Genomic DNA, 26,592 nt, shown 5'->3' on the forward strand with positions numbered 1-26,592 from the left:
ACCGTTAGGCAGACAGTGAAACCGAGCGCCCCCGTCGTCCGTCGCAGCTCCTCGGTGGCTTCGCAGTTGGGTCTGAGCGACCGCATCTTCTCGACCGCGGCCGACCGCGGCCTCGCCGCGGCCATCGACACCGGGCTCGACCAGGTCGAGGCGAGCCTTCTCGCCGAGGTCGTTTTCGCCGATGAGATTGCGAACGTCACCGGCCGCTACCTGCTGAATGCGGGTGGCAAGCGCGTGCGCCCGATGCTCGCCCTGCTCACCGCTCACCTCGGCAGTGGGTCGGTGCCCGAGGTCGTGACCGCCGCCGCCGCGATCGAGGTCACCCACCTGGCCTCGCTCTACCACGATGACGTGATGGACGACGCCGACAAGCGCCGCGGTGTGCCGAGCGCACAGACCGTGTGGGGTAACTCAGTCGCGATTCTTACCGGCGACCTGCTGTTCGCGCGAGCAAGTCAGCTGATGGCCCGTCTCGGGGAGCGCGCCATCCGTCTGCAGGCCGACACGTTCGAGCGTCTCGTGATGGGTCAGCTGCACGAGACCGTCGGCCCCCGCGCGGGCGAAGACCCGGTGCAGCACTACATTCAGGTGCTCTCCGACAAGACCGGCTCGCTGATCGCCGCCGCGGCGCAGGCCGGCATTGTGTTTTCGGATGCGCCCGACGAATTCGAGGGGCCCGTTGTCGAGTTCGGCGAGAAGATCGGCGTCGCCTTCCAGCTCATCGACGATGTGATCGACCTGTCGCCGCAACCGGAAGAGACCGGCAAGGTGCCCGGCACCGATTTGCGGGCCGGCGTCTCGACGCTGCCTCTGCTGCGCCTCCGGGAACGACAGGCCACGGATGCTTCGGCCGCCGAGTTGCTCGAGCGTCTCGAACGCGACGTGATGGCCCCGTCGACCACCGCACCCGGCGAGCCGACCCCGGTCGCCGACGCCGCCATCGCGGCGCTGCGCGACCACGATGTCACCCACCAGACCCTGGCGGAAGCGCACCAGTGGGCGCGGGAAGCCGTCGAGGCTCTCGAGCCGCTGCCCCGCGGTTCAGTCAAGAAGGCACTCACCAAGTTCGCCGAGACAATCGTCGAGCGTTCAAGCTGATCCCGGCAGGAACACGATGACTATTCTAGAAATCGACCAGGAGCTCGACCCGGTGGTCGACCCTGCAAGGAAGGTTCCCATGACCAAGTTGCGATTGGCCATTGTCGGAGCAGGCCCGGCCGGCATCTACGCCGCCGACATCCTGCTCAAGGCGGAACGAAACTTCGACGTCTCGATCGACCTGTTCGACCACCTGCCGGCCCCGTACGGCCTGGTGCGTTACGGCGTTGCGCCGGACCACCCCCGCATCAAGGGCATCATCAACGCGCTGCGCGACGTGCTCGACCGTGGCGACATCCGTCTCTTCGGCAATGTGCACTACGGCACCGACATCACGCTCGACGACCTCAAGCGGCACTACAACGCGGTGATCTTCGCCACCGGCGCGGTGCGCGACGCCGACCTGAACATCCCCGGCATCGAACTGGAGGGCTCCTACGGCGCCGCCGAGTTCGTCAGCTGGTTCGACGGGCACCCCGACTTTCCGCGCACCTGGCCGCTGGAGGCGAAAGAGGTGGCGGTCATCGGCAACGGCAACGTGGCACTGGATGTCGCGCGCATCCTGGCCAAGCACGCCGAGGACCTGCTGGTCACCGAGATCCCGGCCAATGTTTACGCGGGCCTCAAGGCATCCCCGGTCACCGATGTGCACATCTTCGGTCGCCGCGGCCCGACGTCGGTGAAGTTCACCCCACTCGAATTGCGCGAGCTCGGCGAGCTGCGCGATGTCGACATGATCGTCTATGACGAGGATTTCGAGTACGACGACGCGGCCCGTGCCGCGGTGTCGAGCAATAAGCAGGTCTTCGTGATGGACAAGGTGCTGAACCAGTGGCGCCAGCGCGAGACCGGCGAGGCCAGCCGTCGACTTCACCTGCACTTCTTCTCCAAGCCCCTCGAGATCGTCGATGACGGCAACGGCCACGTGGGCGCGATCCGGTTCGAGCGCACCGCGCCCGACGGCGAAGGGGGAGTCGTCGGAACCGGCGAGATTCGTGAGCTGCCGATCCAGGCCGTCTACCGGGCCGTCGGCTACTTCGGTTCGCCGCTGCTGGACATCCCCTTCGACAAGAAGCGGGGCGTCATCCCGAACCGCGAGGGCCAGGTGCTGCACAAGGGCGACCCGAGCTCTGGCTCGGTCGGAGCCAACGAGCAGATGTACGGCGTCTACGCGACCGGCTGGATCAAGCGCGGACCGGTCGGTCTGATCGGGCACACGAAGTCTGACGCGATGGAGACCGTGCGTCACCTGATCAACGATCTCGGCAATTGGTGGACCCCGGAATCTCCGTCTGAAGAGAGCGTGACGGCGATGCTCGACGAGCGCGGCATCGCGTACACGAACCTCGACGGCTGGCACAATCTCGACCAGCACGAGCTGGCGCTGGGCGAGGCAGAGGGCCGCACGCGCATCAAGGTCGTGCCGCGTGACGAAATGGTGAGTGTCTCCCGCAAGGAGTAGTTTTTGCAGGCGCCGAGCCGTGGCGAATCACCATTTTCGTTCGCGAAAACTCGTCATTCGAGACGGTTTGGCGACCGTGACGGGCACGCAAGATGTTCGGCTAGACGGATGCGATAGCCTCACGAGCATGCACACTCTGGCCGCTGAATGGGTTCCCGATGTTCTGGGCGATCGATTCGAACAGCTCACTCTCCCGCTGCGACCGGATGCCGAGGGCGAGGTCGTCGCCACCCTGGTGCGCCCGGTGTCACGCTTTCGCCTCGAACTCGTGCGCCCGGTCGCGGCCGGCGTCGACGTGCTCTACGTGCACGGCTGGTCCGACTACTTCTTCCAGACCGAGCTGGCCGAGTACTGGCAGGATGCCGGGGCGCGGTTTCATGCGCTCGACCTGCGCAAATACGGACGCAGCCTGCGCCCGGGCCAGACCCCCGGTTACATCACCGATCTGAATGACTACGACGAAGACATCGAGGCGGCGCTCAGCGCGATCGGGCACGGCCGGCACCACGAGCCGAAACGGCCGCTGATCATGATGGGTCATTCAACCGGCGGCCTGGTCTTCAGCCTCTGGGTTGCGCGCAATCCCGGTCGTGTCGCCGCTCTGGTGCTCAACAGCCCGTGGCTGGAGTTTCAAGCAACAGGCATCGGCCGGGCGGCCATCCAGCCGATCGTCGAGATTCAGGCCAAGGTCGACCCGAGGGCACCGCTGCCCCAAGTGGATCTCGGCTTCTACACGCGCTCGGTGTCGGCCACGATGGATGGCGCCTGGGACTACAACTTCGACTGGCGGCCCCCGCGCGGCTTCACCGCCCATCCCGGCTGGCTACGCGCGATCCTTGCGGGACATGCGCGTGTCGCATCCGGCCTGTCGATCGCCGCTCCGGTGTTCACGATGATCTCGGCTCGCTCGATGCTCATTCCCAAGTGGACGCCCGAGATGATGAGCACGGATGTCGTGCTGCGGGTCGACGACATCGCGGTGCGGTCGACGCGGCTCGGCTCCCTCGTCACCATCGCCCGGATCGAGGGCGCACTGCACGACGTGTTCCTCTCGACACCGGTGGTGCGCGAAGAGGCCTATCGGCAGCTGACGCGCTGGCTGCGCAGTTACCTGCGCAACGACGCCTAGCGCCGGGAGTTACGCCCCGAGCAGCCGTTCGGTCGAGCCGATCACGTGCACGCGCATCGCCTCGGCCGCGGCCGGGCCGTCGCCGGCAACGATGGCGTCGAAGATGGCACTGTGCTCCGGTGCCGCGTGGAGCGCCCCGGTTCGTCCGAGTTTGGAGAAGAGCCGGTAGCGCTGGATCTGACCGCCGAGCGCCGTGTAGGCCATTTCCAGGAACCGGTTGCCCGACTGCGCGGCGATGGCCATGTGAAACCGGTCGTCTGAGCGCCAGTACAGGTCGAAACCCTCGGCTTCGACGTCGGCGACGGCTGCGGACTGGTGAAAATCCTCGACCGTCTTGCGCAGCTCTGCGATGAACTCGTCGGTCTTGCGCAGTGCCGCCTGCTCCGCCAGCGTCGGTTCCAGAACCAGACGTGCTTCCATCAGCTGCTGCACCTCGACTCGCGTCATCATGGGCGCGACGCGGTATCCGCGGAGCGCTTCACGCTCAACCAGCCCGGTGTGCTCGAGCCGGGCCAGCGCCTCACGCAGAGGGGTCTGGCTCACGTCAAGCTCGCGCGAGAGCGCGCCAATGTTCAGTACTTCGCCCGCCCCACGATCGCCCGACATGAACTGCTGAAGCAGAACGTCGTACATCTGATCGGCAATAGGCCTTTTCGTCTCTGTGTGCTCGATCATCCCCTCAGCTTAGGCTCAAGCCGGCTCCGGCCAGTTGATACGACGCGCGCGCCGCGGTCGCGTCGGGATGAGCGGCACCGACACGTTGTGAGCCCGACGCCGAACTGGGACGGGAGGTGTCGAAGTGAATGAGAACGGCTATACTATAGCGACAGGAACTAGTGGAGGCGATGATGCACAAGAGCACGTCGATGGCGGTGACGCCGTCATGAACTCGTACACGGCCCACCCCCTCGTGGAGGGATTCCCCGGAAAGTCCTCGTCGCACGGTGCATTCGGCTGGAGCAGCTTGTGGCTGCTCGATGACGGTGAGCGACGGGTTCTCGTCGATGCCGGCCAGCCGGCATACATCCCACTGATTCACGACGGCCTCGCCCGACTGGGCCTGACCACCGACGACGTGACCGACGTGCTGCTCACTCACATGCACTGGGATCATGTGGCGAACTTCACCATGTTCGCCAACGCGACGACGTGGGTGGGGGAGAAAGAGCTCGCCTGGGCGGCCGAACAGCCGGCCGGCACGAAGTTCATCCCCGATCTACACGTGCAGGAGCTTCTTCGGCGCACCGACGGTGTCGAGCGGATGTCCGCCGGACAGGAGATCCTGCCCGGGATCCACACGATCGCGAGTCCGGGGCACACGCCCCATCACCTCGCTTTCTTCGCGGAGAACAGCGCTGACCGCATGGTCTTCGCCGGTGATTCGGTGAAGAACATCTACGAACTTGCCACCCTCCGTGTCGACTCGAGCATGGATGACACCGAAAGCGTGTCGACGATCGACCGCCTGCGCTCGCTCCTCACTGACACCTCGGGCATCTTGGTGCCCGGCCATGACGTCGGACTGACGCTCGTCGACGGCGAAGTGCAGCGAGTGCGCCCGCAGCACGCGGCCATCGGCTACTTCGCCGACGCGACCGGTGGCGAGCAGGACCGCAGCATTGGCTGAGGCCACTGCCAACGAAAGGACGATGATGACGACAGTGCTCTACACCGGTGGGACCGGCCGAATGGGCCGGGTGATCCGGGAGGGTCTCGCGGGTCGCTACGACCGCGTCGTGCTCTACGCACGAAGTGCACCCGATGAGCCTCTGCTTCCCGGCGAAGAGATCGTCGTGGGCGACCTGGCCGATCTGGACCGTCTCGCCGAGGCCGCGGCGGGCGTCGACGTCATCGTGCATCTCGGCGGTGTCGCCGACGAGGCATCGTACGAGGAAATCCGCAGCGCAAACATCGACGGGACCTATCACGTCTACGAGGCGGCACGTCGCGCCGGGGTGCGTCGCGTCATCTATGCCAGCTCGAACCACATCGTCGGGTTCCACCCGGCCAGCGAGATTCTGGACGAGACCGCACCGCTGCGTCCTGACACCTTTTACGGCGTCTCCAAGGCGTTCGGCGAGGCGATGGCCAGCCTGTACCACGACAAGTGGGGAATCGAGTCGGTGCTCCTGCGCATCGGCACCTTCCGTCCCGCGCCAGAGGACCAGCGCCAGCTCGGGCTCTGGCTGAGCTGGCCCGACGGCGTCGAGCTGTTGCGCTGTTCGATCGAAAGCGGCCCGGTGGGCTGCCAGGTCGTCTACGGCTGCTCGGCGAACACCGATCGCTGGTGGAACGCCGACGCCGGCTGGGCCGCGATCGGCTTCGTTCCGAAAGACAACGCGGCCAACTATGCCGACGGCGTCGACCTCACCGCCCCTGCGCCGCGCTACCACGGCGGGGCATTCACCGCTTCTGAGTACAAGGGAGGAATCTGGTGACCGACACCACTGATTTCACAGATGTTCTGATCACCACCGCCTTTCTCCAGCCGTGGGATGACGTCGACCGGATGCTGCGTGCCGCGGGTCTGAGCACCCGCCACGAACCGAACCTCGCCGCGTTGCCCGCGGCCGAACGGGCACGGCTGCTGTCTGAGTCGCGAGCGATCATCGCCGGGACCATGCCTCTCACCGCTGACGACCTGGCCCTGGCCGAGCGCCTCGAGATTATCGTGCGCACCGGCGTCGGCTACGACAGCGTCGACGTCGCTGCGGCGACCGAACGCGGCATCCCCGTCTGCATCACCGCCGGCGCCAACCGGCAGGCCGTCGCCGAGCATGTGTTCGCGCTGATGTTGGCGGTGGCCCGTCGTGTGCCGGAGAACATCCGAAACCTGGCGGATGGCACGTGGCAGCAGCTGACCGGCCGCGAGCTGCGCGGGGCGACCCTCGGCATCCTCGGCCTCGGCTCGATCGGCAAGGCCGTCGCCGGCATTGCCGCCGGATTCGGCATGGACGTTATCGCCTACGACCCCTACTTCGACGAAGAGTTCGCGACAGCGCACGGGATCCGGCGGGCCGAGCTCGACGAGGTTCTGGCACAGGCCGACTTCGTGACGCTGCACCTGTTCCTCGATGAGTCCACGCTCAATCTGATCAACGCCGATCGCCTGCGCACAATGAAGTCCGACGCGATTCTGGTCAACACCGCGCGCGGCGGCATCGTCGACGAAGATGCCCTCGTCGACGCGGTGCGCGATGGCGTGATCGGCGGAGCCGCACTGGATGTGTTCGCCACGGAGCCGCTGCCCCAGGACAGCCTGTTGCTGCACACGCCCGGAATCCTTGCGACCACACACGTCGCCGGCGCCACGCGGGAGGCCCGTGGCGAGTCGGGCCGGATGGCCGCGGCCAACGTCATCGGGGTGCTCGGCGGCGCGGGCGCTCCCCAGTTCGTTGTGAACCCCGGCTACGAGGGAGTGCTCGCATGATCGTCGAGACGGCGTCGGGATCGGTGCGGCTCGCGGCGAATCTCAAGTGGATGTACACGGAGGTTCCCTTCGAGCAGCGCTTCGACGCGGCTGCCGCATCGGGGTTCACCGGAGTGGAATTCGCTTCGCCCTACGACCTTCCCGCCGAGCAGATTCGCCGGATGCTGGACCAGGCCGGGCTTGAGCAGGCACTGATCAACACACCGGCGGGTCCCGCCGGTTCGGCGACTGTCATGGGCGCGGCCTACGTGCCGGGCGCGCGTGACGAGTTCCGTGCCGGCGTGCACTCCGCACTGGAGTACGCGACGGTTCTCGGCGCCCCGGTGATCCACGTGATGGCCGGGTTGCGGCCCGCCGACGCCGACGCCGACCTCGCCTTTGCGACCTACGTCACGAACATCGGCTGGGCAGCGGAGCAGGCGCGCGGCGCAGGGATTCGCATCGTGCTCGAAGCGATCAACAAGCGCGACCAGCCGAACTACGGACTGCGGGCGATGGAGACGGCCGCCGCAGTCGCGGAGGCCGTCGATCCCACCACGGTCGGGGTGCTCTTCGACGTCTACCACGCCCAGGTCGACCGGGGGAATGTGATCGAGCGCTTCGAGCGTCTCCTCCCGCTCGTCGGGCACATCCAGATCGCCGACAATCCCGGTCGCGGCGAACCCGGTACGGGGGAGATCGCGTACGACCGGGTGCTCGCGCGGATCGCGGCCAGCGACTACTCGGGCTGGATCGGATGCGAGTACGCACCGGTTGCCGGCACCGACGAAGGTCTGGGCTGGACCGAGAGGATCACGAAATGAGCAACGCCAGAATCGCCCTCATCAGCGCCACGCCGTTGGCGATCGGACCGGCCGCGGCGGCAATCAGCGCCGCGTTCCCGAACGGCACTGTCTGGAACCTGCTCGACGATCGCCTGCTCGCCGACGCCCAGCTCGAGGGCGGAATCACCGAGACCCTCGCCGCGCGCATGGATCAACTGATCGATTTCGCGCTCGCCGGAGGTGCCGACGGCGTGCTGCTGACCTGCTCGCAGTACGGCGCACGCGCCGATGTTCGTGACGCCGACGCCGACGGGGTGGCCGTGCTGTCTGCGGATGGACCGCTCTTCGCCGAGACCGTGGCGCATCGCCCCTCCCGCGTTCTGCTCGTCGCCTCCCTGGAATCCGCCGCGACGGACAGCTCCGAGCGACTCTCCGCCGCCTTCGCCGCGTCGGGCGTCGCGACCGCGATTCGCCCGCTCGTCGTTCCGGCCGCGGCAAAGCCATTGGCGGAGGCCCAACTCACCGAGGCCCTCGCGGAAGCGGTGGCCGGGGTCGATGCCGACTACGACGTCATCGTGCTCGCCCAGTTCTCGCTGGCACCCGCCGCGGGCGCCCTGGCCGCTCGGTTCGGCGTGCCCGTGCTCGACGGGCCACGTGCCGCCGCGCTGCGGCTGGCCGCCGACATCGACGGGCGCACACGATGATCGGAGTCATCGCCGACGACGTGACAGGGGCAACCGATGTCGCAGCGGCCCTGAGTCGCTCGGGACTTCGCACCCTGCTCTCGCTGACCGCCGATATCGGCGACCAGGCAACCGACACCGCCGCAGACGTCGACGCGATCGTGATCGGGCTGAAGACCCGGTCGATCGCGGTACCGGATGCGGTCGCCGAAAGTCTCGCAGCCCTCGCGGCGCTGCAGCGGCTCGGTGCCGATCGGTTCTACCTCAAGTACTGCTCGACGTTCGACTCGACCGCGGAGGGCAACATCGGACCGGTGACCGAGGCGCTTGCGGCCCAGCTCGGCGTGGGCATTGTCGTGACAACGCCCGCAGCGCCGGTGCACGGGCGCACGGTCTACCGTGGCCACCTGTTCGTTGGCGACGCCCTGCTGCACGAGACCCATATGCGCGAGCACCCGGTCACGCCCATGCGCGACTCCTCGGTGCCGCGACTCCTCGCCCCGCAGGTTAATGGAACGGTGGGAAGTCTGCCGCTCGAGATCGTGCGTGACGGAGCGGATGCGATCCGCGACGCGATCGCCGCCGCCGAGACATCCGGCAACACCCATCTCGTCGCCGATTCGGTCACCGAAACCGACCTGGCCTCGGTTGCCGAGGCCCTCGACGACGCCCCCCTCGTGGCGGGCTCTGCCGGACTCATCGAGGCGATCGCACGTCGTCGCCGAGCTCCTGACCGAGTGATGACTGGTCCACCGGCCGGGCGCACGGCGATCCTCGCCGGAAGCTGTTCGCGCCGCACGCTCGAGCAGATCAACCGGTTCCGCGAGAGCGGGGGAGCCGCCTACCAGCTTGTCGCCGAGCCGGGCGAGACCGCCGACGACCTGGCCGAACGCTCACTCGCGTGGTGGGACGACCTGACAGACGACGCGTCGGCGCTGATCTACTCCTCGAGTCCCGCCGAGGAGCGAGATGCACGTATCCCGGATGCCGGTGCGCTGTACGAGCGGGCGGCCGGGCTGATCGCGACGCAGCTCGCGGAACGTGGCCTGCGCCGGATGCTCATCGCCGGCGGCGAGACCTCCGGCGAGGTGGTCAAGGCGCTCGGCACACGAACCGCGGTGGTGGGCGAAGAGGCAGCGGTCGGCGCGCCCTGGATCCATGACGCCCGCCGTGATCTTCATCTTGTCTTGAAGTCGGGCAATTTCGGCGAACCTGATTTGTTCGTCGACGTGGCACGAAGTGGGGAGTCGCGGTGACCATCGAAAGCGCGGGAGCGCAGATCGAGCGCGTCGCGCACTCCATCCACCGACGCGGACTCACCCATGGTCGCACCGGAAACCTCGCGATCCGCGACGGCGAGCGCATCCTGGTGACACCGACGGGCGTGAACCTCGGCGAGATCGAGGCCGGCACGCTGTCCGTGCTCGACGCCTCCGGACGTCACGTGAGCGGTCCGAAGCCGACGAAGGAAGCATTTCTGCACGTGGCGATGCTGCGCACCCGTCCCGAGCTGAACGCCGTCGTGCACACCCACTCCCTCTACTCTGCGGCGCTGTCCTGCCTCGACGGGCTTGATCCGGAGTGTCCGCTCCCGCCCCTGACGGCGTACTACGGCATGCGGGTCGGCACGCTGCGACTGCTGCCGTATTTCGCGCCGGGCGATCCCGCCGCCACCGCCGCGGTCGAGGAAGCCGCTCGCCGGGGTCATGCGTTGCTTCTTCGCAACCACGGGCCCGTCGTGGCCGGGGTGGATCTCGACTCGGCGCTCGACGCACTCGAAGAGCTCGAGCACACCGCACAGGTGTTCTTCGTCACTCGGGGGCATCCCACTGCTCCGCTCACGAAGGAGAGGCTGGCCGCGCTGACCACTCCCACCACTGTCGAAAGGACACCTCTCGCATGATCACTCTGTACAGCGGACTCGTCGTCAAACAACCGCTTCAGGAATCACTCATTCCCGCCTTCGAGGCCGCGACCGGCATCCGGGTCGAGGCGACTTTCGAGCCGACGTCCGTACTGTTGGAGCGCATCGAAGCCGGTGCTCGTCCTGACCTGGTTCTGGGGGTCGCGGCGTCGGTGCGCGACCTGGCGGAGCAGGGAATCCTCGACGGTGACACGGTGACCGAGATCGCCGTCTCGGCGGTCGGATTCGCTCGTCTCCCGGAGACAGCGGGGCCGGCCGATCCTTCCGCGCGGGCGTTTTTGGATTACCTGGTCGGCGCCCAGGCGGTTGCCTACTCGTTGTCGGGCGCGAGCGGTCTTCACTTCATCGAGGTGATGCGACAGCACGGCCTGCTTGACCGCATCGACGAGCGCGCGATCCGGTATCCCGCGGGGCTGACGGCGGAAGCGGTCATCGACGGGCGAGCGGATATCTCAATTCAGCAGGTCAGCGAGCTGCGTTCGGTGGCCGGCCCGCACCTCGTCGAGCCGATCCCGCACGAACTGCAGGCGTACGCGCGGTTCGCGATCGGGGTGAGGGCCGGTGCTCCGGAGGCGGCCCGGACGTTTGCTTCAAGTCTGACGGGGGAACGCGCGAGCACGGCGTTCGCCGCAGTGGGGTTGAGCGCACCATGACCGTCCCGGCACCGTCACGATCAACCGTGGCGGACGCCGGGCACAGACCAAGGCCCGCACCGGGCCGAAAGAAGTAGAAACCGCGCATCAGCACGACGCGCGGTGAGAGAACAAAGGGAATGTGATGAAGAGAAAAGTTGTAGTTGACACCGACACCGGTGTGGACGACGCGCTGGCGCTGATGCTGTTGGCGGCCGACCCGGACGTCGAAATCCTGGCCGTGCTGAGCGTATTCGGCAATTGCCACGGCGATCGCGCGGCCGACAACGCGCGCTTCGTGCTCGACACGTGCGGGCGCCAGGACGTCCCGGTCTACCGGGGATGCGATGTGCCCTTGAAGCAGGAGCTGAAACTGTCGTCGGGCGTGCACGGCGACGACGGGTTCGGCAACACCGGCTTCCGCCCCGCCACCTCGGTGCCGAAAGAACCGAACGGCATCCCGATTCTGCTCGACCTTGTCAACAAGCACGAAGGGGAGATCGACTACCTCGCCCTCGGACCGCAGACCAACCTGGCCACGGCCCTGCGCACCGATCCGCTGCTGCTTGAACGTCTGGCCAGCACGACGATCGTCGGAACCCTCGGGCCGGCGCTCTACCAGGACACCGAGCCGTGGGCTGACCGCCGATTCCGCGTTTCCCGAGACCCCAACGTCTCCTTCGACATCGACGCCGCGCAAGAGGTGGCGAGTCGTCCGGGCAACGTGACCTGGTGCGGACCGTACGTGACGCGCCAGGCGATGGTGCCGGAGGACTTCTTCATTGAGATCGCCAGGTCGACCGGCTACGCGCCGGCCAAGCTGATCACCGATATCAGCCGCGACTACGCCAGCTTCTATTCGCGGTCGTACGGTCGCTCGGAGGATGCCCGCATCATGGGGATCAACGACAGCCTCGCCGTGGCGACACTGCTCCGCCCCGATCTGGTCGCGGGCGCCGTTCAGCGACCGCTGCAGACGTTCGAAGATCCCGAGACGGGCGATCGTTTCCTCGCCGGCGTGCACCCGGTGAAGGGGGAGACCCGGCCGCTTCACCGCGTCATTTTCGACATGGACTTCGACGGCGTGCTGGACATGATCGACGGAGTCTTGCGCCGCCCACTTCCCTGGAATTGAGCGGAGGGGCCCGGTTTCCGGGCCCCCGCCTCCGGCGCTCTCGGCGCCACATGAACGCTCTTCATTCCACGAATACTGACGATTCGTGTGAAGCTTTAGCCCATCAAAATGCATATACTATAGCGAGGATCTCACCGCGAGCCCGCGAAGATCCACGAGCAAAGGAGCTCTCTCCCATGTCACAACTTCAAGACCCCGTGCTCACCACACGTGCCGAGGCCTCGCCCGCACTGAAGAAGAGCCAAGCGAAAATGCTCTTCGCGCTCAGCGCCGGCCACGCGCTGGAGTGGTACGACTGGGCGATGTTCGGGCTCCTGTCCGTGTACCTCGGCCAGGCGTTCTTCCCTGCGGACAGCGTTGTCGCGGCGACGCTGAACTCGCTCGCCGTGTTCGCCGTCGGCTTCGTCGTGCGACCGGTCGGTGGGGTCTTGCTTGGCCTCGTCGCCGACCGGGTGGGCCGCAAGCCCGTCATGATCGGCGCGGTCGGAGCCACGGCGGGCGCGAGCCTGATCATCGGCCTGACGCCGACCCACGAGACACTCGGCATCTGGGCGGGAGTGATCGTGCTGCTCTGCCGCATTCTGCAGGGCTTCTCGACCGGCATCGAGGGCTCGCTCGGGGCGGCATACGGCGTCGAGCTGGTTCCGGATCGCCCCGGATACGTCGCCGGATTCATGGCAACCTTCAACAATCTCGGCAACATGCTGGCCCCGCTCACCGCGCTCGTCACAAGTTCGCTGCTCGGGCCGGTGGGCATGGCGGAGTGGGGATTCCGCGTTCCCTTCATTCTCGGTGGGCTCCTTGGCTTCGTCGTGCTGTGGCTGCGCCGCACGCTTCCTGAGACCCTCGAAACCGCCTCTGTCGCGACGCCGAATGTCGTTCGCACCTCGACGGTCGACGTCTGGCGCGGCGTGCGGCGCTACTGGCTCAGCGTTCTCGCCGTGGTGTTCATCGTCGGTGCGGTGCAGGCGTACAACTACACCTGGCTCTCGGGATTGCCGTCGATGGCGACGGGCTCCTACGGGGAAGATCCGACCGGTGTTTTCGCCGTGTCGACCACGCTCGGGGCCATCCTCACCGTCGGCGCCCTGGTTCTCAGCCGGGTACTCGACAAGTGGAACCTGTCGCGGGCGTTCGTAATCGGACGCATCCTGGCGATTCCGACGATCTTCCTCGTGCTCCTTTACACGGGCGACGGTGTCGGCCAGCTCGCGAGCGTGATGCTGGGTGGTTCGCTCGTGCTGCTGCTCAACCTCACCATTTTCAGCACTGTCGCCAACCTGATGATCCCGCAGCAGTTCCGCGGCACAGCGGTCGGACTCGGCTACGGGATCGGCGTCGCTCTGTTCGGCGGCACCGCATCGTTCCTGTTCGTCTACCTGCGCAGCATCGATATGGGCAACATCTTCCCGTTCTACGTGGCCACGCTGTGTGCGATCAGCCTCGTGCTCTACCTCGTCGCAAAGCGTCGCAACGGAGTCTTCGCAGGCAAGTAACCGGCTCACCGTTTGCACCACAAGGAGCCCCTCCTTCCCTTGAATCACAGGGAAAGGAGGGGCTCCTTTTTCGCTCTCGCGCGGGTGTCAGCGCGACGAGCGCCGCGAGGTCGTTCGTTCAGCAGGTTCAGCCTCGCTCACCGCGCGCTCATCGGCGAGTGTGCGCTGCCGCGCCGACTCGATGTGGGACCGCATGAGCTCGGCAGCGGCGGCCTCATCGCCGCCACGGATCGCCTCGTAGATTGCTCGGTGCTCCTGTGCAGCCTCCAACGCGTGCGTTCGGCCGGCCTTTCCGCTCAGCCGGAACCGCTGGAGTTGGCTGCCCAGCGCGGCGAACGCCTGGTGCACGAATGGGTTGCCGGTCGCGTCGCTGATCAGCGTGTGGAATGCCTCGTCGGCGAGCCAGCTCTCTTTGAGCGCTTCAGGGTCGGTCACCTCGCCGGAGCGCTCCATCGAATCGATCGTGTCGACGAGCTGCTCCAGAAGCGCAGGACTGGAATGGGCCGCAGCTTCTGCGGCGAACGCCGGCTCGAACAGCAAACGCGCATCCATCAATTGCACGATCTCGGTGGGCGACAGCAGGGGAGCGACTTCGTAGCCGCGCAGGGGATGCCGTCGTACGAAGCCCGTCGGTTCGAGGCGGGCGAGGGCTTCTCTGATCGGTGTCGCCGAGAGGTTCATCTCGCGCGAGAGGGCATTGATGTTCAGCCAGTCGCCCGGCGGGCGTCGACCGCTGATGACCTCGAGGAGGAGCTCCTCATAGGCACGGTCGGCGAGGGGCACCCGGGTGGAACGCCGCCTCGATGGTGGGACGTGGTTCTCAGTCACTCGGACTCCTTCAAATCATGGGCGGCGCCGTCGCGCTCATGCTGCCTGGCCCAGTCGTCCGCGTTGCGATACAGGATGAAACTATCGCTTCGGTGAGGACCGTGTTTGCAGAATTGCCGAGATCGCCGGAAACGGCCGGCGTCGTCAGGCACGACGGAGGGCCCGCGCCACACGGCGCGGGCCCTCACAATTTCAGAAGCTAGGCAGCCTTCTGCTCCTTGCCCGAGCGCCACAGGCTCACGAACTCGCGAGCCAGTTCGCCGCTGGCGGGCAGGTCCATGTTGCGGTCGGGCTTCGATCCGTAGCCGAACACGGCGCCGTCGGCGACCTCGGCGTACGTAGCAGCGTGTGCCGCGGTCATGCCGGAGCCCAGGATGACCGGGGCGTCGGGGATGGCATCCTTCACCTGACGCAGGCGATCGAGGCTCGGCGGCATGCTCGTGTCGTCGCCGGCGAGGATGATGGCGTCTGCCCCACCGCGGTGCAGCATGTCCGCGGCGATGACGCCGACCGGACGGTCGACGAGCGGGCGGGCGTGCTTGGTGAGGAGGTCAGCCAGGGTGAGGATGTGCTCGCCGCCGATGCTCTTCTTGTAGCGGGCGACGAGGTGCGCCTCGCTGTTGATGATTCCCTGGTCGGTCACCGAGGCATCCGTGAGGATGTTGAGGCGGATGAACTGGGCGTCCACTGCAGCGGCGATGCCGAGCGAGGCCTTCCAGGAGTTGCGGAGGATGTTGATGCCGAGGGGGAGATTCGTCTGGCGTGCGACCTCGTGGGCGACGACGGCCGCAGCGGCGACCGTTTCCGGCTCAATGGTGACGGGGTAGAAAGGGTAGTCATGGAAGTTCTCGACGAGGAGGGCGTCAACGCCACCCTCCTGCAGGGTTACCGCGTCCTGCACTGCACGGTCGATGACGTCGTTGAGGTTGCCCGAGTATCCGGGGGCGCCCGGCAGCGCGTACATGTGGACCATGCCGATGACGGGGGCTTTTCCGGCGAACACGCTGTTGAAGCGCTGGAGGTAAGGGTTGCTCATGGGGATTTCTCCTCGAATTGTTAGTTGGAGCATCGCGCGGCCGTCGTTGACCGCAAACATCTGCTTTGACGTTCTGTCGTGCCCTGAATCGGATACATCAGGCTTCGCCGCTGGGTCGGTTTGGACGAGTGAAACTCGGAACCAATCCGGCGACACTTCAAATAATATTCGATTCTGACACTGTGTCAAGGTCGCGATGGAATCGCGGAAATGGCACCGCCGTCACGCGACAGCCACGGGGAATCCACGCCCTGTTCAGATTGCGAGCTCCCTTTCTTCACCTCAGCGTTCGATGGTGGGACCAGGAGCGCTGAACCTCGGCTATGAACGAGCTGGGAATCACCCTGGAATAGGGGGGAGCGCGACTCTGCCGTCGTCAGCCTTTGGAGCCGCCATGCCTGCCCAGCCCCGCATCGCATTCTCGTCGTTTCCCTCATCGAGCGATCTGCAATATGGCGTCTGGGAGCGCGTGAATTCCCGCATCCTCGGCGATTCATCGACCAAACGGGTGGCGTCGAGCTCGACCGGTGTGACCCGCCACGCGTTGACCGCTCCCGCGCTCGCCACATCGGTGCTCGTCAAGCCGGTGCTGGCCAAACCGGTGCTGAGCGACCGGCTGCCGGGTGCTGCTCCGCGCGGTGTCTGGCAATTGCTCGCGGCAAACAACCGAGAACTCGGTCGAAGCGCGCGTGCCTACCCCAGCTTTCGGGAGGCGCTCAGTCACGTTGCCGAGATACGCGAGGCGGCCGCCCAGCTGGCCCTCCGCGTTGATCGGCATCAACACCTGGGTACCTGGTTTTGGATCGCAGAGTACGGAGACGAACCAGTGATCACCTCGGCACGGTTCTTCGGTTCCGCAGCCGAAGCGGCGAAAACCGCGACGGGGGCAGTGCTGGCCATTGCGATCGCGGCGGTCGATGAGCTGCCGCGATCCCGGCCGGCGCGTCGTTGTCAGGGAGACCCGGCCAGGGAGAACAGTGACACAGCGCCCTGGTAGCGCGGGCGACGATGGGAACGCCGAGGGGGAGGGAAACTCGCTGATCTCTTCTCGCTTCGTGCTTGGTGAACTGCTCGGCAGCGGCGGATCGGCGTCGGTTTTCGAAGCGACGGATGTGGCGACGGGAGCCGGTATCGCCCTCAAAGTTCTGCACCCGCGACTGTCAGAGAGCGAGGCGACGCGCGAGTCATTCTTCCGGCAGGCGCGGGCTGCCTCGGCGATCCGGCACTCGAATGTTGCCGGCGTCGTAGCCCTCGGCACCGACCGGACCCAGTCGCCGCCGGTCGCCTGGATCGCGTTTGAACGTGCGGCGGGAGTGAGCCTGGCGGAGCTCGTTGACGAACGGGGGCCGCTCGAGATCGCAAACGTTGTGGCGGTAGCGGAGGGGATGCTGCGCGGAATCGCCGCCGCACACGCCGTCGGCGTCATCCACCGCGATCTGTCGCCGGGAAACGTCATGGTTCCGCGGGAGTCGTCGATCGCACCGGGGGCGGTGCGAGTGATCGACTTCGGTCTGGCGGATGCCGCGGGTCGACCGGTGATCGGCGTGGATGTCGTGCGGACGGTCGCGCCGCCGGGCACCGATCTGACCGGCGCCGGATCGCCCATCCCGGCCGAGCCCGGGGTGCTCGGCACCGTTCACTTTCTCTCGCCGGAGCAGGCGAGTGGCGAGGCCGTCGACGAGCGGGCCGACCTCTATCAGCTCTCCGCGGTTCTCTTTTTCGCCCTGACCGGGCAGCCCCCCTATCCGCGGGGCTCGGCCGAAGAGACGATCAACGCTCATCTGAATGCCCCGCCACCCGTGCCCTCCTCGCTGCGTTCTGGCGTGCCCCGGGAACTGGACCGCCTCGTGGTCAAGGGCATGCTCAAGGCGCGGCAGAGCCGATTCGCTTCCGCCGAGGAGATGCTGACGGCGGTGCTGAGCGTGCCGGCGCAGCTGCCGCCGGCGTCCGGGCCGTTCCGCTCCCCGCAGCCCGCGCCCGGGCTGGCGAAAACGGATGACACCCCGCCGCGCGCCCGGACCGTCTCACCGACGCGGATCCTGCCGAACCCGTCAACAGCAGCGACCCAGGTTCTGCGCGCTCAGAACTCCGCGCGAGGCCACACGAGAACCCCCGGCGGCTCGGGAGACCGCCCGCGGATGCGCCCGCGTGCGGGCTGGCTGGTGGGAATCAGCGGCGCGCTCCTCGTCGTTGTCGTCGGAGGATTCATCGCCGCGTCGGGAAGCACTCGTGCCCCCGCAGCGATTGCCACGCCGTCGAGCCAGCCGAGCGAAGCGGCCGCCGTTCCCAGCGCGGCTCCCGAGCCGGCGACCGTCGACGAGGTGGCGGTGCCGGCGGTGATGCGGCTTGCACTCGCTGACGCACGATCGGCCCTCGCCGAGGCCGGCCTCAGCGTCGGCACGGTCGGCGTCCAGGATTCCGCCGAGCCAGAGGGAACGGTCATCGGATCAAGCCGAGCGGCGGGGGAGTGGGCCGAGGCAGGGTGGAGCGTCGACCTCGTCGTGGCGTCGGGGTGGAACGCGGTGCCGGCGGTGGTCGGCCACACCGAGTCTGACGCGTCAGCGGCACTGGGCGCTGCAGGATTCACAGTGACCGTCGCCGCAGCGGGAAGCACGGCGGGGAACCCCGGCAACGGGAGAACCGGTTCAGAAAAGGTGCTCTCGGCAGAGCCTGCCGGAGGAACGCGGGTTCAGCTGGGCCGAAGCATCCTGATCGCCGTCGCGGACGCGGCCATCGCCCCCTCCGCGCCCGAACCCAGCGCGACGCCCACTCCAACGCCGACAGCGGCGCCGACAGCGGCGCCGCCCGTATCGCCACCCACTGCGAGGCCCAGCCCGTGAGCAGCAGAAATATCTTCGTTTCAACAGGTATCGTCCACGTCTTCTTCATCGCCCCGAACCCAACGGTTCACCTCGGCCATCGATCGTGTGATGTCGGGTTGTGGCCATGCCGCTCGGCGCCGAAATTTCAGCGCCGAGTTCCGATCCGACAGAAGGGTCACTGGTGGATGTTGGTGGTGTCGAGATGAGCGTCACCGCGTCGGCGACCCCGCCGACCACAGCGCCCGAGGCAGAAGCGAGTACGCGCCGCACGCTGCGTTCCCGGCCGACGGGTTCTGACGCGCTTTTTCGAACGTTCGCGTTCTCGGCCGGCATCACGACCGTTGCGATCATGCTCGCCGTCGGGCTCTTTCTCACTCTGCGTGCGGCCAATGCCCTCGGTGTCGCGGGCTTCTCGTTTCTCACCGAGCAGTCGTGGTCACCGGAGTCGGGGGTCTTTGGCATCGCAGCCGTGCTCTTCGGCACCGTCACCATAGCCGCCGTCGCGCTCTGCGTCTCGTTTCCGCTGGCATTCGGCACCGCGCTGCTGATCTCCGAGATCGTGCCACCCAAGCTGAAATCCGCGCTGACCACGATGGTCGACTTGATGGCTGCGGTGCCGAGCGTGGTCTTCGGTCTCTGGGGCGTCTTCTTCTTGCAGGGAAACATCATCCCGGTCGCGCAATGGATCTCGACCTACTTCGGCTGGATCCCGATTCTGCGTGTCGACGGCACGGAACCCGGCAGCCTGCCCGATGCGAGCGCATTCACCTCGTCGGCGTTCATCGCCGGTGTCGTCGTGGCGCTGATGGTGGTGCCGACGCAGACATCCGTCATGCGCGAGGCCTTCTCGCAGGCGCCACAGGGTGAACGCGAGGGTGCGTACGCCCTCGGCTCGACGCGGTGGGGGATGATCCGTTCAGTTGTGCTGCCGTTCGGTCGCGGCGGCATCATCGGCGGCACCATGCTCGGCCTCGGCCGGGCACTCGGCGAGACGATCGCCGTGTACATGATCATTTCGCCGATCTTCACCATCAACTGGCATCTTCTGAAGACCGGCACCAACTCGGTGTCTTCCCTGATCGCCTTGCGTTACGGCGAGGCCAGCGAGTTCGGTCTCTCGGCGCTGATGGCGGCCGGACTCGTTCTGTTTCTGATGACGCTCATCGTGAACTTCACGGCCTCCTCCATCGTCGCCCGATCGCGTTCCGGCGCAGAGAGCGACGGCTGATGTCCCGCGATCTCCTGGTCGAACCACTCACCGACCGCCCCTCTGATCTCACCGCGCCTGATCTCACCGAGCCGCACGCCGCAGAACAGCACACGCACCAGGCCGCCGAGCGAAGTACCACCACCCGCACGGTGATTCCTGATGTCGACGGCATCGTTCCGGCGAAACGTCGAGTGTTGCGCCGGGTCACCCTCGACGACACGTTCGCCATCGTCGGGTCGTTGGCCGCCGCGGCCGCGCTCAGCACGCTGCTTTTCGGCTGGTTCGCGCCCCTGAGCGGAGCAATCGGCTGGGTGGTCGTGACCTACCTGGCCTTTCTTGTGTTCTACACAGTGGTGGTCAGCCTCACCGGCAGCCGCGAGACGGTCACTGACAAGCTCATCACCGTGCTGCTCTACAGTGCCGGGCTGGCCCTCGTCGCGGCGTTGAGCTTCGTCGTCATCTACACGCTCTTTCGCGGGCGGGAAGCGCTGTTCTTCCACCCGAACTTCTTCACTGAGACGATGGAACTGGCCGGACCGCTCGACCCTCTCGACGTCGGCGGTATCCTGCACGCCATTGTCGGAACGCTCATCCAGATCTCGATCGCGCTGGCGATCACCGTGCCGCTCGGCATCGTCACCGCGGTGTTCCTCAATGAGTTTCCCGGCCGATTCGCGCGTTTTGTGCGCACCGTCTCCGACGCGATGACCGCGCTGCCGTCGATCGTGGCCGGCCTGTTCATCTATGCCGCGGTCATCCTGCTCTTCACCCACCAGCGGTCGGGGTTCGCCGCCGCCCTCGCGATCAGCGTGATGATGCTGCCGATCATGATCCGGGCGTCGGATGTCGTGCTGCGGCTGGTGGCCGGTAACCTGCGTGAAGCGTCGTACGCGCTGGGCGCCCCGCGGTGGCGCACCGTCTGGCATGTGGTCTTGCCGACCGCGAAGTCGGGGCTCGTCAACGCCGTCATCCTGGGTACCGCGCGTGGCATCGGCGAAACCTCGCCGGTGCTGCTCACCTCAGGAGCCACCGCCGTGCTCGCGCTCAACCCGTTCTCCGGGCCGATGATCTCCCTGCCGTTGCAAGTGTTCGAGCTGGTGAAGTCGCCGGAGCCGAACATGATCGCTCGCGGTTTCGGAACGGCCGCTGTGCTGATCCTCCTCGTGCTCGTGCTGTTCACCCTCGCCCGAGCGTTCGGCGGCCGCGGCCCCGGCCAGCTGAGCGATCGTCAGCGGAAGGCCGCACTGGAGTCGTCGCTGAGAGACCTGCGCCGATTCGAGAAACGGGATGCGGCATCCGCTGCCTCGAACCCGGCCCACTTATCTACTGCCTTCTCAAGCACCGCTGTCTCAAGCGCCGACGCCTCATCCCCCCGCGAAGAGAGAACCCCATGACTGTCAGATTCAGATTTCTTCGTGCCGGCGCCGGCGCGGCCGTGGTGCTGCTGACCGCCCTGCTTGCCGCCGGCACGGGGGCGACTGCTGCCCAGGCCGACACCTATTACCCGATCACCGGAACCGGGTCGACCTGGTCGCAGAACGCCCTCGACCAGTGGCGCACGAACGTGCGGGCGAACTACGGCATGACCGTGAACTACACCGGCTCCGGCTCATCGGCCGGCCGTACGGACTTCATCAACCAGGCGGTCGACTTCGCCGTGAGTGAGATCCCGTTCCAAACCACGCCAGAAGACAACTCGGCTCCCGAGAAACCGGCCACCGGCTACGCCTACATGCCGATCGTGGCCGGCGGTACCTCATTCATGTACAACTTGCGCATCGGCGGGAAGAAGGTCACCAACCTGCGCCTGGGCGGCGAGACGGTGACGAAGATCTTCACCGGGGCGATCACCAAGTGGAACGACCCGCAGATCGCCACCGACAATCCGGGTCTGGCGATGCCCGACAAAGCCATCACTCCCGTCGTGCGCTCGGATGGTTCGGGGTCGACCGCGCAGTTCACCCTGTGGATGTCGAAGCAGCACCCCGATCTGTGGAACGCCTTTTGCGCGTCGATCGGGCGCACGACTCCGTGCGGGTTGACCTCGCAGTACCCTGTTTTCGGTGCGGCCAAGGCCCAGAGCGGTTCGCTCGGCGTCGCCGGTTATGTCGGCCAGGACTACGCCGAAGGCGCCATCACCTACGTCGAGTACTCGTACGCCCTGAAGTCGGGCTTTCCCGTCGCGAAGGTGCTGAACTCCAGCGGCTACTACGTGGAACCCACGGCGTCCTCTGTTGCGGTCGCACTCATGCAGGCGCAGATCAACACCGACACCAGCGATCCGGCGACGTACCTCACCCAGATTCTCGACGGCGTCTACAACAGCAGCGATACGCGCACCTATCCGCTGTCGAGCTACTCGTACATGATCGTTCCGACCCAGGTGAACAAAACCTTCACCGAGGCCAAGGGGCCGACGCTCGGGGCTTTCGCCCAGTACATGCTCTGCGAGGGGCAGCAGCAGGCCGGCGCACTCGGTTATTCACCGCTGCCGATGAACCTCGTGCTCGCCGGATTCGATCAGATCAAGCGCATTCCCGGAGCGGGCAGCGTGAGCGTCGACGTCAACGCTTGCAACAACCCGACCTTTAAGGCCGGCGACTCGCCCTCGAACAACCAGCTCGCGGCTTCTGCCCCGCAGCCGGCCGAGTGCGACAAAGTGGGGCCGAACCAGTGCACCACCGGCACTGCGGGTGCTCTCGAAGACACCTCGGTGAGCGGATCGGGAACCGGCGGCAGTGCTGCCGGCGGAGCGGCGGGCGGCGATGCCGCCGCGGCTGGCGCGGGATCGGCCGGTGCGTCGGGTGCCGGGGGCGCGGCCGTCTACGACGAGAACGGCGCTCTGGTCTCCGGCGGTGGCGGTGGCACAGCGGTGGCCAAACCGTTCGCCCTCGCGACCACCGGCTGGCAAACCGAAAACTCGGTCATGCTGTTCGCCGTCGCGCTGCTTCTGGCCGCCATCCTGCTTCCGCCGTTTCTCTCGCGAAAGCTGAAGCGCGGTCGCGGCACCATGAATCCGCCCGCGTAACTCGCATAACCCGTCTAACCCGAAGAAATCGGGCTACGCAAGCTTGTGGTGACGCGGTGTTCGTGCGGCGTTCACCCCACGTCACTCTCCCGACATGGTGGCTTCTTACGGTGAGATTTGCCCGCAGTAGTCGGCACCGTCGTCGAGGAGACACCCGTGCGTTCAACCCGAAATTCCCGTGCTCACGACCGCACCTTCGTGCGGGCTGTCGCGACCGGGCTTGTCGTCGGCCTGGCGACGACCGTGTTGCTTGGCTTCGGCAGCGCACACTTCGCGCCGGCCCAGGCGGCCGACACGGCAAGCTCTGCGGTCACGGTCACGGCGAAAGATCAAGATGCGGATGCGAAGAACGCGCCATTTCCCGATCTCGCGGTGACCGTGTCGCAAACCGACAACCTGATGTCGCAGGGGATCCTGGTCAGCTGGACCGGCGGCATCCACTCGACGGTGCCGAGCGGCGATTCAAACGGCGGAGCCAACTTTCTGCAGATCGCGCAGTGCTGGGGCGACGACCCGGAGAACCCCGGGCAGCCCGACCGCACCACCTGCCAGTACGGCGCCTTCAGGTCAGCTGGTGCTGCGCGCGACAACTTCGTCAGTAGTGATGCAGTGGTCGCGCCGGAGGATCAGCAATTCACGTCGCCGGAGTCTGGCCCATTCAGCCCGACCTACACTTCGATTCCGTTCAGGTCGTCTACCGGAAAAACGATCTCGTCGATCGGTGAGAACCACGAGAAGCTCGACGTCGACGTCAACACCAACGAGTTCTTCACCCAGTACACCTCGAACGAAGTGAAGTGGGCGGGGTCCGGCTCGGCCGGAACCGGTGCCACCCGATTCGAGGTGCAGACCGCCGTTCAATCGCCCGGGCTCGGCTGTGGCGCACCCGTCGCCGAGGCCGACGGCACGACGAAACCGCAATCTTGCTGGCTCGTGGTCATCCCACGTGGCACAGCCGATCCTGGGGTGAGCAGCATCACCAAATCAGGGCTTTTCTGGAACAGCTGGAAGCACCGCATCGCCGTCAAGCTCGACTTCAAGCCCCTCGGTCTGACCTGCCCGATCGGTGCGGCCGAACGTCAGGTGACCGGCAGCGAATTGGTCGCCGGCGCCGTTGCATCCTGGCAACCGACGCTCTGCGGATCGACCGGAGGGGCCGTCTACACGATCAGCACGGGCGCAGAGTCGGATGCGTTGCAGACGTCACTCACGCAGCAGTCGGCACCGCTCGCCCTGACGACGCGGGCATCGACTTCGGAACTGACCGACTCGTTGGCCTATGCGCCGATCGCCCTCACCGGGGTCTCGATCGGCTTCGCCATTGACCGTCAGCCTGACTCTGACGCGGACACTCCCGCAGAGATTCGGGAGCTCACCGGTACAGCATTCTCCGAGATCAAGCTGACACCGCGACTGATCGCCAAGCTTCTCACCAACTCGTACCTCGATTCGCTCCCGACATTTGCCGACAAAGCCCACCTCGGTTTCGTGAGCAACGAGAATCCGGGCAAGAATGCGCGCAACCTTGTGCTCGACCCCGATTTTCGCGCAATCAACGACCCGGAGTGGGACTACGAGAGCCTGATCAGCCCATCGCTGGCCGACCTTTTGGTTCCGCAGGGCCGGTCGGACACCGCCTGGCAGCTCTGGCGCTACGTCTTGTCAGACCCGGAAGCCGTCGATTTCCTCGCCGGCAAGAAAGACGAATGGGGCATGGTGGTGAATCCGTGGACGACGACGGATGCCGCAACCAACTTGAGCAAGGCGGCCTTCGTGCTGCCGCGCGAAGATTTTCCGAAGGCCGATCCCACCGAACAAGCCGGGGGTAACGACCACAGTCTGCCGATCAACGTCGTCAGCTGGCGCCCGTACACCAACAACCTCGACCAGGCCGGCTATCTCACGCTGCGCGGTGACGGCCAGGTGCTCGGGCTCTGGGATCCAACGTCGAGTCCGGCCAAGTATTCAAAGTCGCCGCGCAACCTCCCCGGCCAGCAGCGTGTCTTGTCGCTCACCGACACGGCCTCGGCGGCCCGGTACCAGGTAATTTCGGCGTCTCTGAGGAACGCGAGTGGCTCGTTCGTGGCACCGACGACGGATTCGCTCACCGCTGCAGCTGCGGCGATGACGCCGGCGGCCGGTCAGGCGCAGGTGTACGAATACAACCCCGAGAGTTCGGCGGCGGCCGCTGCGCCGACGGCGTATCCACTGGCCATGCCGGTGTACGCCGCGGCCAACCCGCGCTCGACCGACGCCGCCGCTCGCGCCGACTATGCCACCTTTATCCGCTACGCCGTCACCGATGGGCAGAAGCCGGGCACCGATGCCGGAACGCTTCCGGACGGCTATGCGCCCATTCCGCCGGGATGGCGCGACCAGGCGCTCGCGGCAGCCAACGTCATTCAGACCGGTGCCGTGACGGCCCCGACGCCACCGAAGCCTGCGGCGGCTCCGTCATCGGGGCAGTCGGTCTCGCGCACCGCGAGCGTCACGCCGCCCGCTGCGGTTCCCGCCGCCTCACCCACCGACCCCAACGCAACGGGCGCGGGAGCCGCGGTGCTGGGCAAGGAAACCCCTGTAGACCCTGACACCGGCGGACTCGCTGCAGCGATCCCCGTCGGCGGCATGACCGGGCTGGCCGCTGCGGCGGCGGTTCCGCTTCTCTCCCGCATCAGGCGTAAGAGTCTCTGATGCCCACATTCTTGGCACCACCGGGGGCGTCGGTTCTCGACACATATCCGGTCAAGTCGATGCGAACGCGTCCGCGCTCGCACGGATCAACTCCTCGAAAGGAACTGAAGTGAAGTCAAGAAAAGCGCTGGCGCTGTGCGCCGTCGTCGGTGTCACCATTGCCGGTCTTGCTCTCTCCGCCCCCGCCAACGCCGACCCGGTGTCGAACAGCTACGTGCTTGTCGGTTCTGACACGCTCCAGGATGCGGGCAACGCACTGGCCAACGGCACGAACGTGACCGGCGCGCGGGTGCGTTCGGTCGCCACTGATGGAACGAGCATCGGATCGTTCGATGCATTCGGATCCGCCGCCATCCAGACTAAGTCGAGCGGGGTCTACTTCGCCCGCCCGGCCGGCTCCGGAGACGGAGTGAAGGCGCTCAGCCGCTCCATCGACGGCACTGCCTTCAGCGTCGCCGGTAACACCACGCCGGCGATCTCGATCACGGGACAGGTTGACATCGCACGTTCCTCGAGCGGCCCCTCGTCCACTGCCATCGACGTGAACGGTCTTCTGGGCTACGTTCCATTTGGCCGCGACGCGTTGTCGTACGCCTACAACGGCACCGGCCTCGACCAGCTCACTGGCGCCCAGCTGAAGAGCATCTACGAATGCACGCTGACCGTCGTGAACGGTGTCACCGTCACCCCCGTTCTTCCGCAGTCTGGTTCCGGCACCGCCAAGTTCTTCCTCGGCGCCATCGGAAGCCCGACGCTCGGCTCCTGCGTCGTTTCGAACGTCGCGGAGAACGACGGAACCGTGCTGAACGCACCCGGCAAGATCGTTCCGTTCTCCGTCGCGAGCTGGGTGGCACAGAAGAACGGCGCAGCTCAGAACCGTACCGGAACCGGAACGCTTCTCGGCAGCACTCAGGGTGCAACGGCACCCTTCACCGGATCGGGCAGCAACCTCGTTCCGAACTCGGCCTACTACGCGAACTCCACCTGGGGTCGCGACACCTATGTGGTCGTCGAATACGCACGAATCGTCGCCGGTACGAAGTTCGACGCCGGTCTCGCCGCACTCGTTGACCGAACGAAGACTCAGAGCCTGACGAACTTCGGCTCGTTCGCCACCTCTTCCGGCGCGGTCAAGACCAAGTTCGGCTTCCTCGCTCCCTCCGACACGACCATCATCCGGGCGAAGCTGTCCTAGCGGCGGCCTGGCTTACAGACAAGAAAAGG

General features: G+C 66.4%; 23 protein-coding genes. 20 read left to right on the forward strand and 3 right to left on the reverse strand.

Features of this window, described 5'->3' with window-relative positions:
• Positions 1-15 precede the first annotated feature (15 nt).
• From AC1DCF_RS06585 to AC1DCF_RS06595, 3 genes are all read left to right on the forward strand, one after another.
• Positions 16-1,098, forward strand: a complete 1,083-nt coding sequence (locus tag AC1DCF_RS06585) for a polyprenyl synthetase family protein (protein ID WP_441789547.1) — start codon at positions 16-18, stop codon at positions 1,096-1,098.
• A 79-nt stretch (positions 1,099-1,177) separates the two neighbouring features.
• A complete protein-coding gene (locus AC1DCF_RS06590; protein ID WP_477210550.1) occupies positions 1,178-2,560 on the forward strand; it encodes an FAD-dependent oxidoreductase in 1,383 nt (460 codons plus the stop codon).
• Positions 2,561-2,696: 136 nt separating this feature from the next.
• Positions 2,697-3,689: an alpha/beta hydrolase gene (locus AC1DCF_RS06595; RefSeq protein ID WP_477210551.1), complete on the forward strand. Its 993-nt coding sequence runs from the start codon at positions 2,697-2,699 to the stop codon at positions 3,687-3,689.
• A gap of 9 nt (positions 3,690-3,698) precedes the next feature.
• Here the strand turns inward: AC1DCF_RS06595 and AC1DCF_RS06600 are convergent, their stop codons facing one another.
• Positions 3,699-4,364, reverse strand: a complete 666-nt coding sequence (locus tag AC1DCF_RS06600) for a GntR family transcriptional regulator (protein WP_477210323.1) — start codon at positions 4,362-4,364, stop codon at positions 3,699-3,701.
• 208 nt (positions 4,365-4,572) lie between these two features.
• Here AC1DCF_RS06600 and AC1DCF_RS06605 point away from each other — a divergent pair, with 208 nt between their 5' ends.
• The 10 genes from AC1DCF_RS06605 (at position 4,573) to AC1DCF_RS06650 (ending at position 13,753) form a co-directional block, all read left to right on the forward strand.
• Entirely contained in the window at positions 4,573-5,316 is a 744-nt protein-coding gene (locus AC1DCF_RS06605; protein WP_477210324.1) for an MBL fold metallo-hydrolase, read from the forward strand.
• Positions 5,317-5,338: 22 nt separating this feature from the next.
• Entirely contained in the window at positions 5,339-6,127 is a 789-nt protein-coding gene (locus tag AC1DCF_RS06610; RefSeq protein ID WP_477210325.1) for an NAD-dependent epimerase/dehydratase family protein, read from the forward strand.
• Positions 6,124-7,119: a phosphoglycerate dehydrogenase gene (locus tag AC1DCF_RS06615; RefSeq protein WP_477210326.1), complete on the forward strand. Its 996-nt coding sequence runs from the start codon at positions 6,124-6,126 to the stop codon at positions 7,117-7,119. The genes AC1DCF_RS06610 and AC1DCF_RS06615 overlap by 4 nt, the downstream gene beginning before the upstream one ends.
• Entirely contained in the window at positions 7,116-7,922 is an 807-nt protein-coding gene (locus AC1DCF_RS06620) for a hydroxypyruvate isomerase family protein (RefSeq protein WP_477210327.1), read from the forward strand. The genes AC1DCF_RS06615 and AC1DCF_RS06620 overlap by 4 nt, the downstream gene beginning before the upstream one ends.
• A complete protein-coding gene (locus AC1DCF_RS06625) occupies positions 7,919-8,587 on the forward strand; it encodes a hypothetical protein (RefSeq protein WP_477210328.1) in 669 nt (222 codons plus the stop codon). Before AC1DCF_RS06620 ends, AC1DCF_RS06625 begins: the two co-directional genes overlap by 4 nt.
• Positions 8,584-9,822, forward strand: coding sequence for a 3-oxo-tetronate kinase (gene otnK, locus AC1DCF_RS06630; RefSeq protein WP_477210329.1), 1,239 nt, complete (start codon positions 8,584-8,586; stop codon positions 9,820-9,822). Before AC1DCF_RS06625 ends, otnK begins: the two co-directional genes overlap by 4 nt.
• On the forward strand, positions 9,819-10,469 hold the full coding sequence (locus AC1DCF_RS06635; protein WP_477210330.1) for a class II aldolase/adducin family protein: 651 nt from the start codon (positions 9,819-9,821) through the stop codon (positions 10,467-10,469). The genes otnK and AC1DCF_RS06635 overlap by 4 nt, the downstream gene beginning before the upstream one ends.
• Positions 10,466-11,143 (forward strand): substrate-binding domain-containing protein, encoded by a 678-nt coding sequence (locus AC1DCF_RS06640; RefSeq protein ID WP_477210331.1) that lies wholly within the window; start codon positions 10,466-10,468, stop codon positions 11,141-11,143. The genes AC1DCF_RS06635 and AC1DCF_RS06640 overlap by 4 nt, the downstream gene beginning before the upstream one ends.
• A gap of 124 nt (positions 11,144-11,267) precedes the next feature.
• Positions 11,268-12,257 (forward strand): nucleoside hydrolase, encoded by a 990-nt coding sequence (locus AC1DCF_RS06645; protein ID WP_477210332.1) that lies wholly within the window; start codon positions 11,268-11,270, stop codon positions 12,255-12,257.
• Between the two features lie 176 nt (positions 12,258-12,433).
• A complete protein-coding gene (locus tag AC1DCF_RS06650) occupies positions 12,434-13,753 on the forward strand; it encodes an MFS transporter (protein WP_477210333.1) in 1,320 nt (439 codons plus the stop codon).
• Between the two features lie 87 nt (positions 13,754-13,840).
• Here AC1DCF_RS06650 and AC1DCF_RS06655 read toward each other — a convergent pair whose 3' ends face one another.
• Together AC1DCF_RS06655 and AC1DCF_RS06660 are read right to left on the reverse strand one after the other, a co-directional pair.
• Positions 13,841-14,581: a GntR family transcriptional regulator gene (locus AC1DCF_RS06655; protein WP_477210334.1), complete on the reverse strand. Its 741-nt coding sequence runs from the start codon at positions 14,579-14,581 to the stop codon at positions 13,841-13,843.
• Positions 14,582-14,780: 199 nt separating this feature from the next.
• Entirely contained in the window at positions 14,781-15,617 is an 837-nt protein-coding gene (locus tag AC1DCF_RS06660) for a BtpA/SgcQ family protein (protein ID WP_477210335.1), read from the reverse strand.
• Between the two features lie 394 nt (positions 15,618-16,011).
• Between AC1DCF_RS06660 and AC1DCF_RS06665 the strand changes: the two genes are divergently transcribed.
• From AC1DCF_RS06665 to AC1DCF_RS06695, 7 genes are all read left to right on the forward strand, one after another.
• Positions 16,012-16,614 (forward strand): hypothetical protein, encoded by a 603-nt coding sequence (locus AC1DCF_RS06665; RefSeq protein WP_477210336.1) that lies wholly within the window; start codon positions 16,012-16,014, stop codon positions 16,612-16,614.
• On the forward strand, positions 16,595-18,457 hold the full coding sequence (locus AC1DCF_RS06670) for a protein kinase domain-containing protein (RefSeq protein WP_477210337.1): 1,863 nt from the start codon (positions 16,595-16,597) through the stop codon (positions 18,455-18,457). Before AC1DCF_RS06665 ends, AC1DCF_RS06670 begins: the two co-directional genes overlap by 20 nt.
• Positions 18,458-18,641: 184 nt before the next feature.
• Positions 18,642-19,667, forward strand: a complete 1,026-nt coding sequence (gene pstC / locus AC1DCF_RS06675; protein ID WP_477210338.1) for a phosphate ABC transporter permease subunit PstC — start codon at positions 18,642-18,644, stop codon at positions 19,665-19,667.
• On the forward strand, positions 19,667-21,043 hold the full coding sequence (gene pstA, locus AC1DCF_RS06680) for a phosphate ABC transporter permease PstA (protein WP_477210339.1): 1,377 nt from the start codon (positions 19,667-19,669) through the stop codon (positions 21,041-21,043). The genes pstC and pstA overlap by 1 nt, the downstream gene beginning before the upstream one ends.
• Positions 21,040-22,677, forward strand: a complete 1,638-nt coding sequence (pstS, locus tag AC1DCF_RS06685; RefSeq protein WP_477210340.1) for a phosphate ABC transporter substrate-binding protein PstS — start codon at positions 21,040-21,042, stop codon at positions 22,675-22,677. The genes pstA and pstS overlap by 4 nt, the downstream gene beginning before the upstream one ends.
• 156 nt (positions 22,678-22,833) lie before the next feature.
• Positions 22,834-25,368 carry a hypothetical protein gene (locus AC1DCF_RS06690; protein ID WP_477210341.1) on the forward strand — a complete coding sequence of 845 codons (2,535 nt, stop codon included), beginning with the start codon at positions 22,834-22,836 and terminating at the stop codon, positions 25,366-25,368.
• Positions 25,369-25,477: 109 nt separating this feature from the next.
• On the forward strand, positions 25,478-26,563 hold the full coding sequence (locus AC1DCF_RS06695; protein WP_477210342.1) for a hypothetical protein: 1,086 nt from the start codon (positions 25,478-25,480) through the stop codon (positions 26,561-26,563).
• Positions 26,564-26,592 lie beyond the last annotated feature (29 nt).

This window comes from Leifsonia sp. 10L418, assembly GCF_056395445.1.

Excerpts from the sequence above, each read along its gene's own strand:
- otnK (WP_477210329.1), top strand. The coding sequence starts at position 8,584 with ATGATCGGAGTCATCGCCGACGACGTGACAGGGGCAACCGATGTCGCA.
- AC1DCF_RS06605 (WP_477210324.1), top strand. The coding sequence starts at position 4,573 with ATGAACTCGTACACGGCCCACCCCCTCGTGGAGGGATTCCCCGGAAAG.
- AC1DCF_RS06590 (WP_477210550.1), top strand. The coding sequence starts at position 1,178 with ATGACCAAGTTGCGATTGGCCATTGTCGGAGCAGGCCCGGCCGGCATC.
- AC1DCF_RS06660 (WP_477210335.1), bottom strand. The coding sequence starts at position 15,617 with ATGAGCAACCCTTACCTCCAGCGCTTCAACAGCGTGTTCGCCGGAAAA.
- AC1DCF_RS06650 (WP_477210333.1), top strand. The coding sequence starts at position 12,434 with ATGTCACAACTTCAAGACCCCGTGCTCACCACACGTGCCGAGGCCTCG.
- AC1DCF_RS06665 (WP_477210336.1), top strand. The coding sequence starts at position 16,012 with ATGCCTGCCCAGCCCCGCATCGCATTCTCGTCGTTTCCCTCATCGAGC.
- AC1DCF_RS06610 (WP_477210325.1), top strand. The coding sequence starts at position 5,339 with ATGATGACGACAGTGCTCTACACCGGTGGGACCGGCCGAATGGGCCGG.
- AC1DCF_RS06620 (WP_477210327.1), top strand. The coding sequence starts at position 7,116 with ATGATCGTCGAGACGGCGTCGGGATCGGTGCGGCTCGCGGCGAATCTC.
- pstS (WP_477210340.1), top strand. The coding sequence starts at position 21,040 with ATGACTGTCAGATTCAGATTTCTTCGTGCCGGCGCCGGCGCGGCCGTG.
- pstA (WP_477210339.1), top strand. The coding sequence starts at position 19,667 with ATGTCCCGCGATCTCCTGGTCGAACCACTCACCGACCGCCCCTCTGAT.
- AC1DCF_RS06645 (WP_477210332.1), top strand. The coding sequence starts at position 11,268 with ATGAAGAGAAAAGTTGTAGTTGACACCGACACCGGTGTGGACGACGCG.
- AC1DCF_RS06640 (WP_477210331.1), top strand. The coding sequence starts at position 10,466 with ATGATCACTCTGTACAGCGGACTCGTCGTCAAACAACCGCTTCAGGAA.
- AC1DCF_RS06625 (WP_477210328.1), top strand. The coding sequence starts at position 7,919 with ATGAGCAACGCCAGAATCGCCCTCATCAGCGCCACGCCGTTGGCGATC.
- AC1DCF_RS06600 (WP_477210323.1), bottom strand. The coding sequence starts at position 4,364 with ATGATCGAGCACACAGAGACGAAAAGGCCTATTGCCGATCAGATGTAC.
- pstC (WP_477210338.1), top strand. The coding sequence starts at position 18,642 with ATGAGCGTCACCGCGTCGGCGACCCCGCCGACCACAGCGCCCGAGGCA.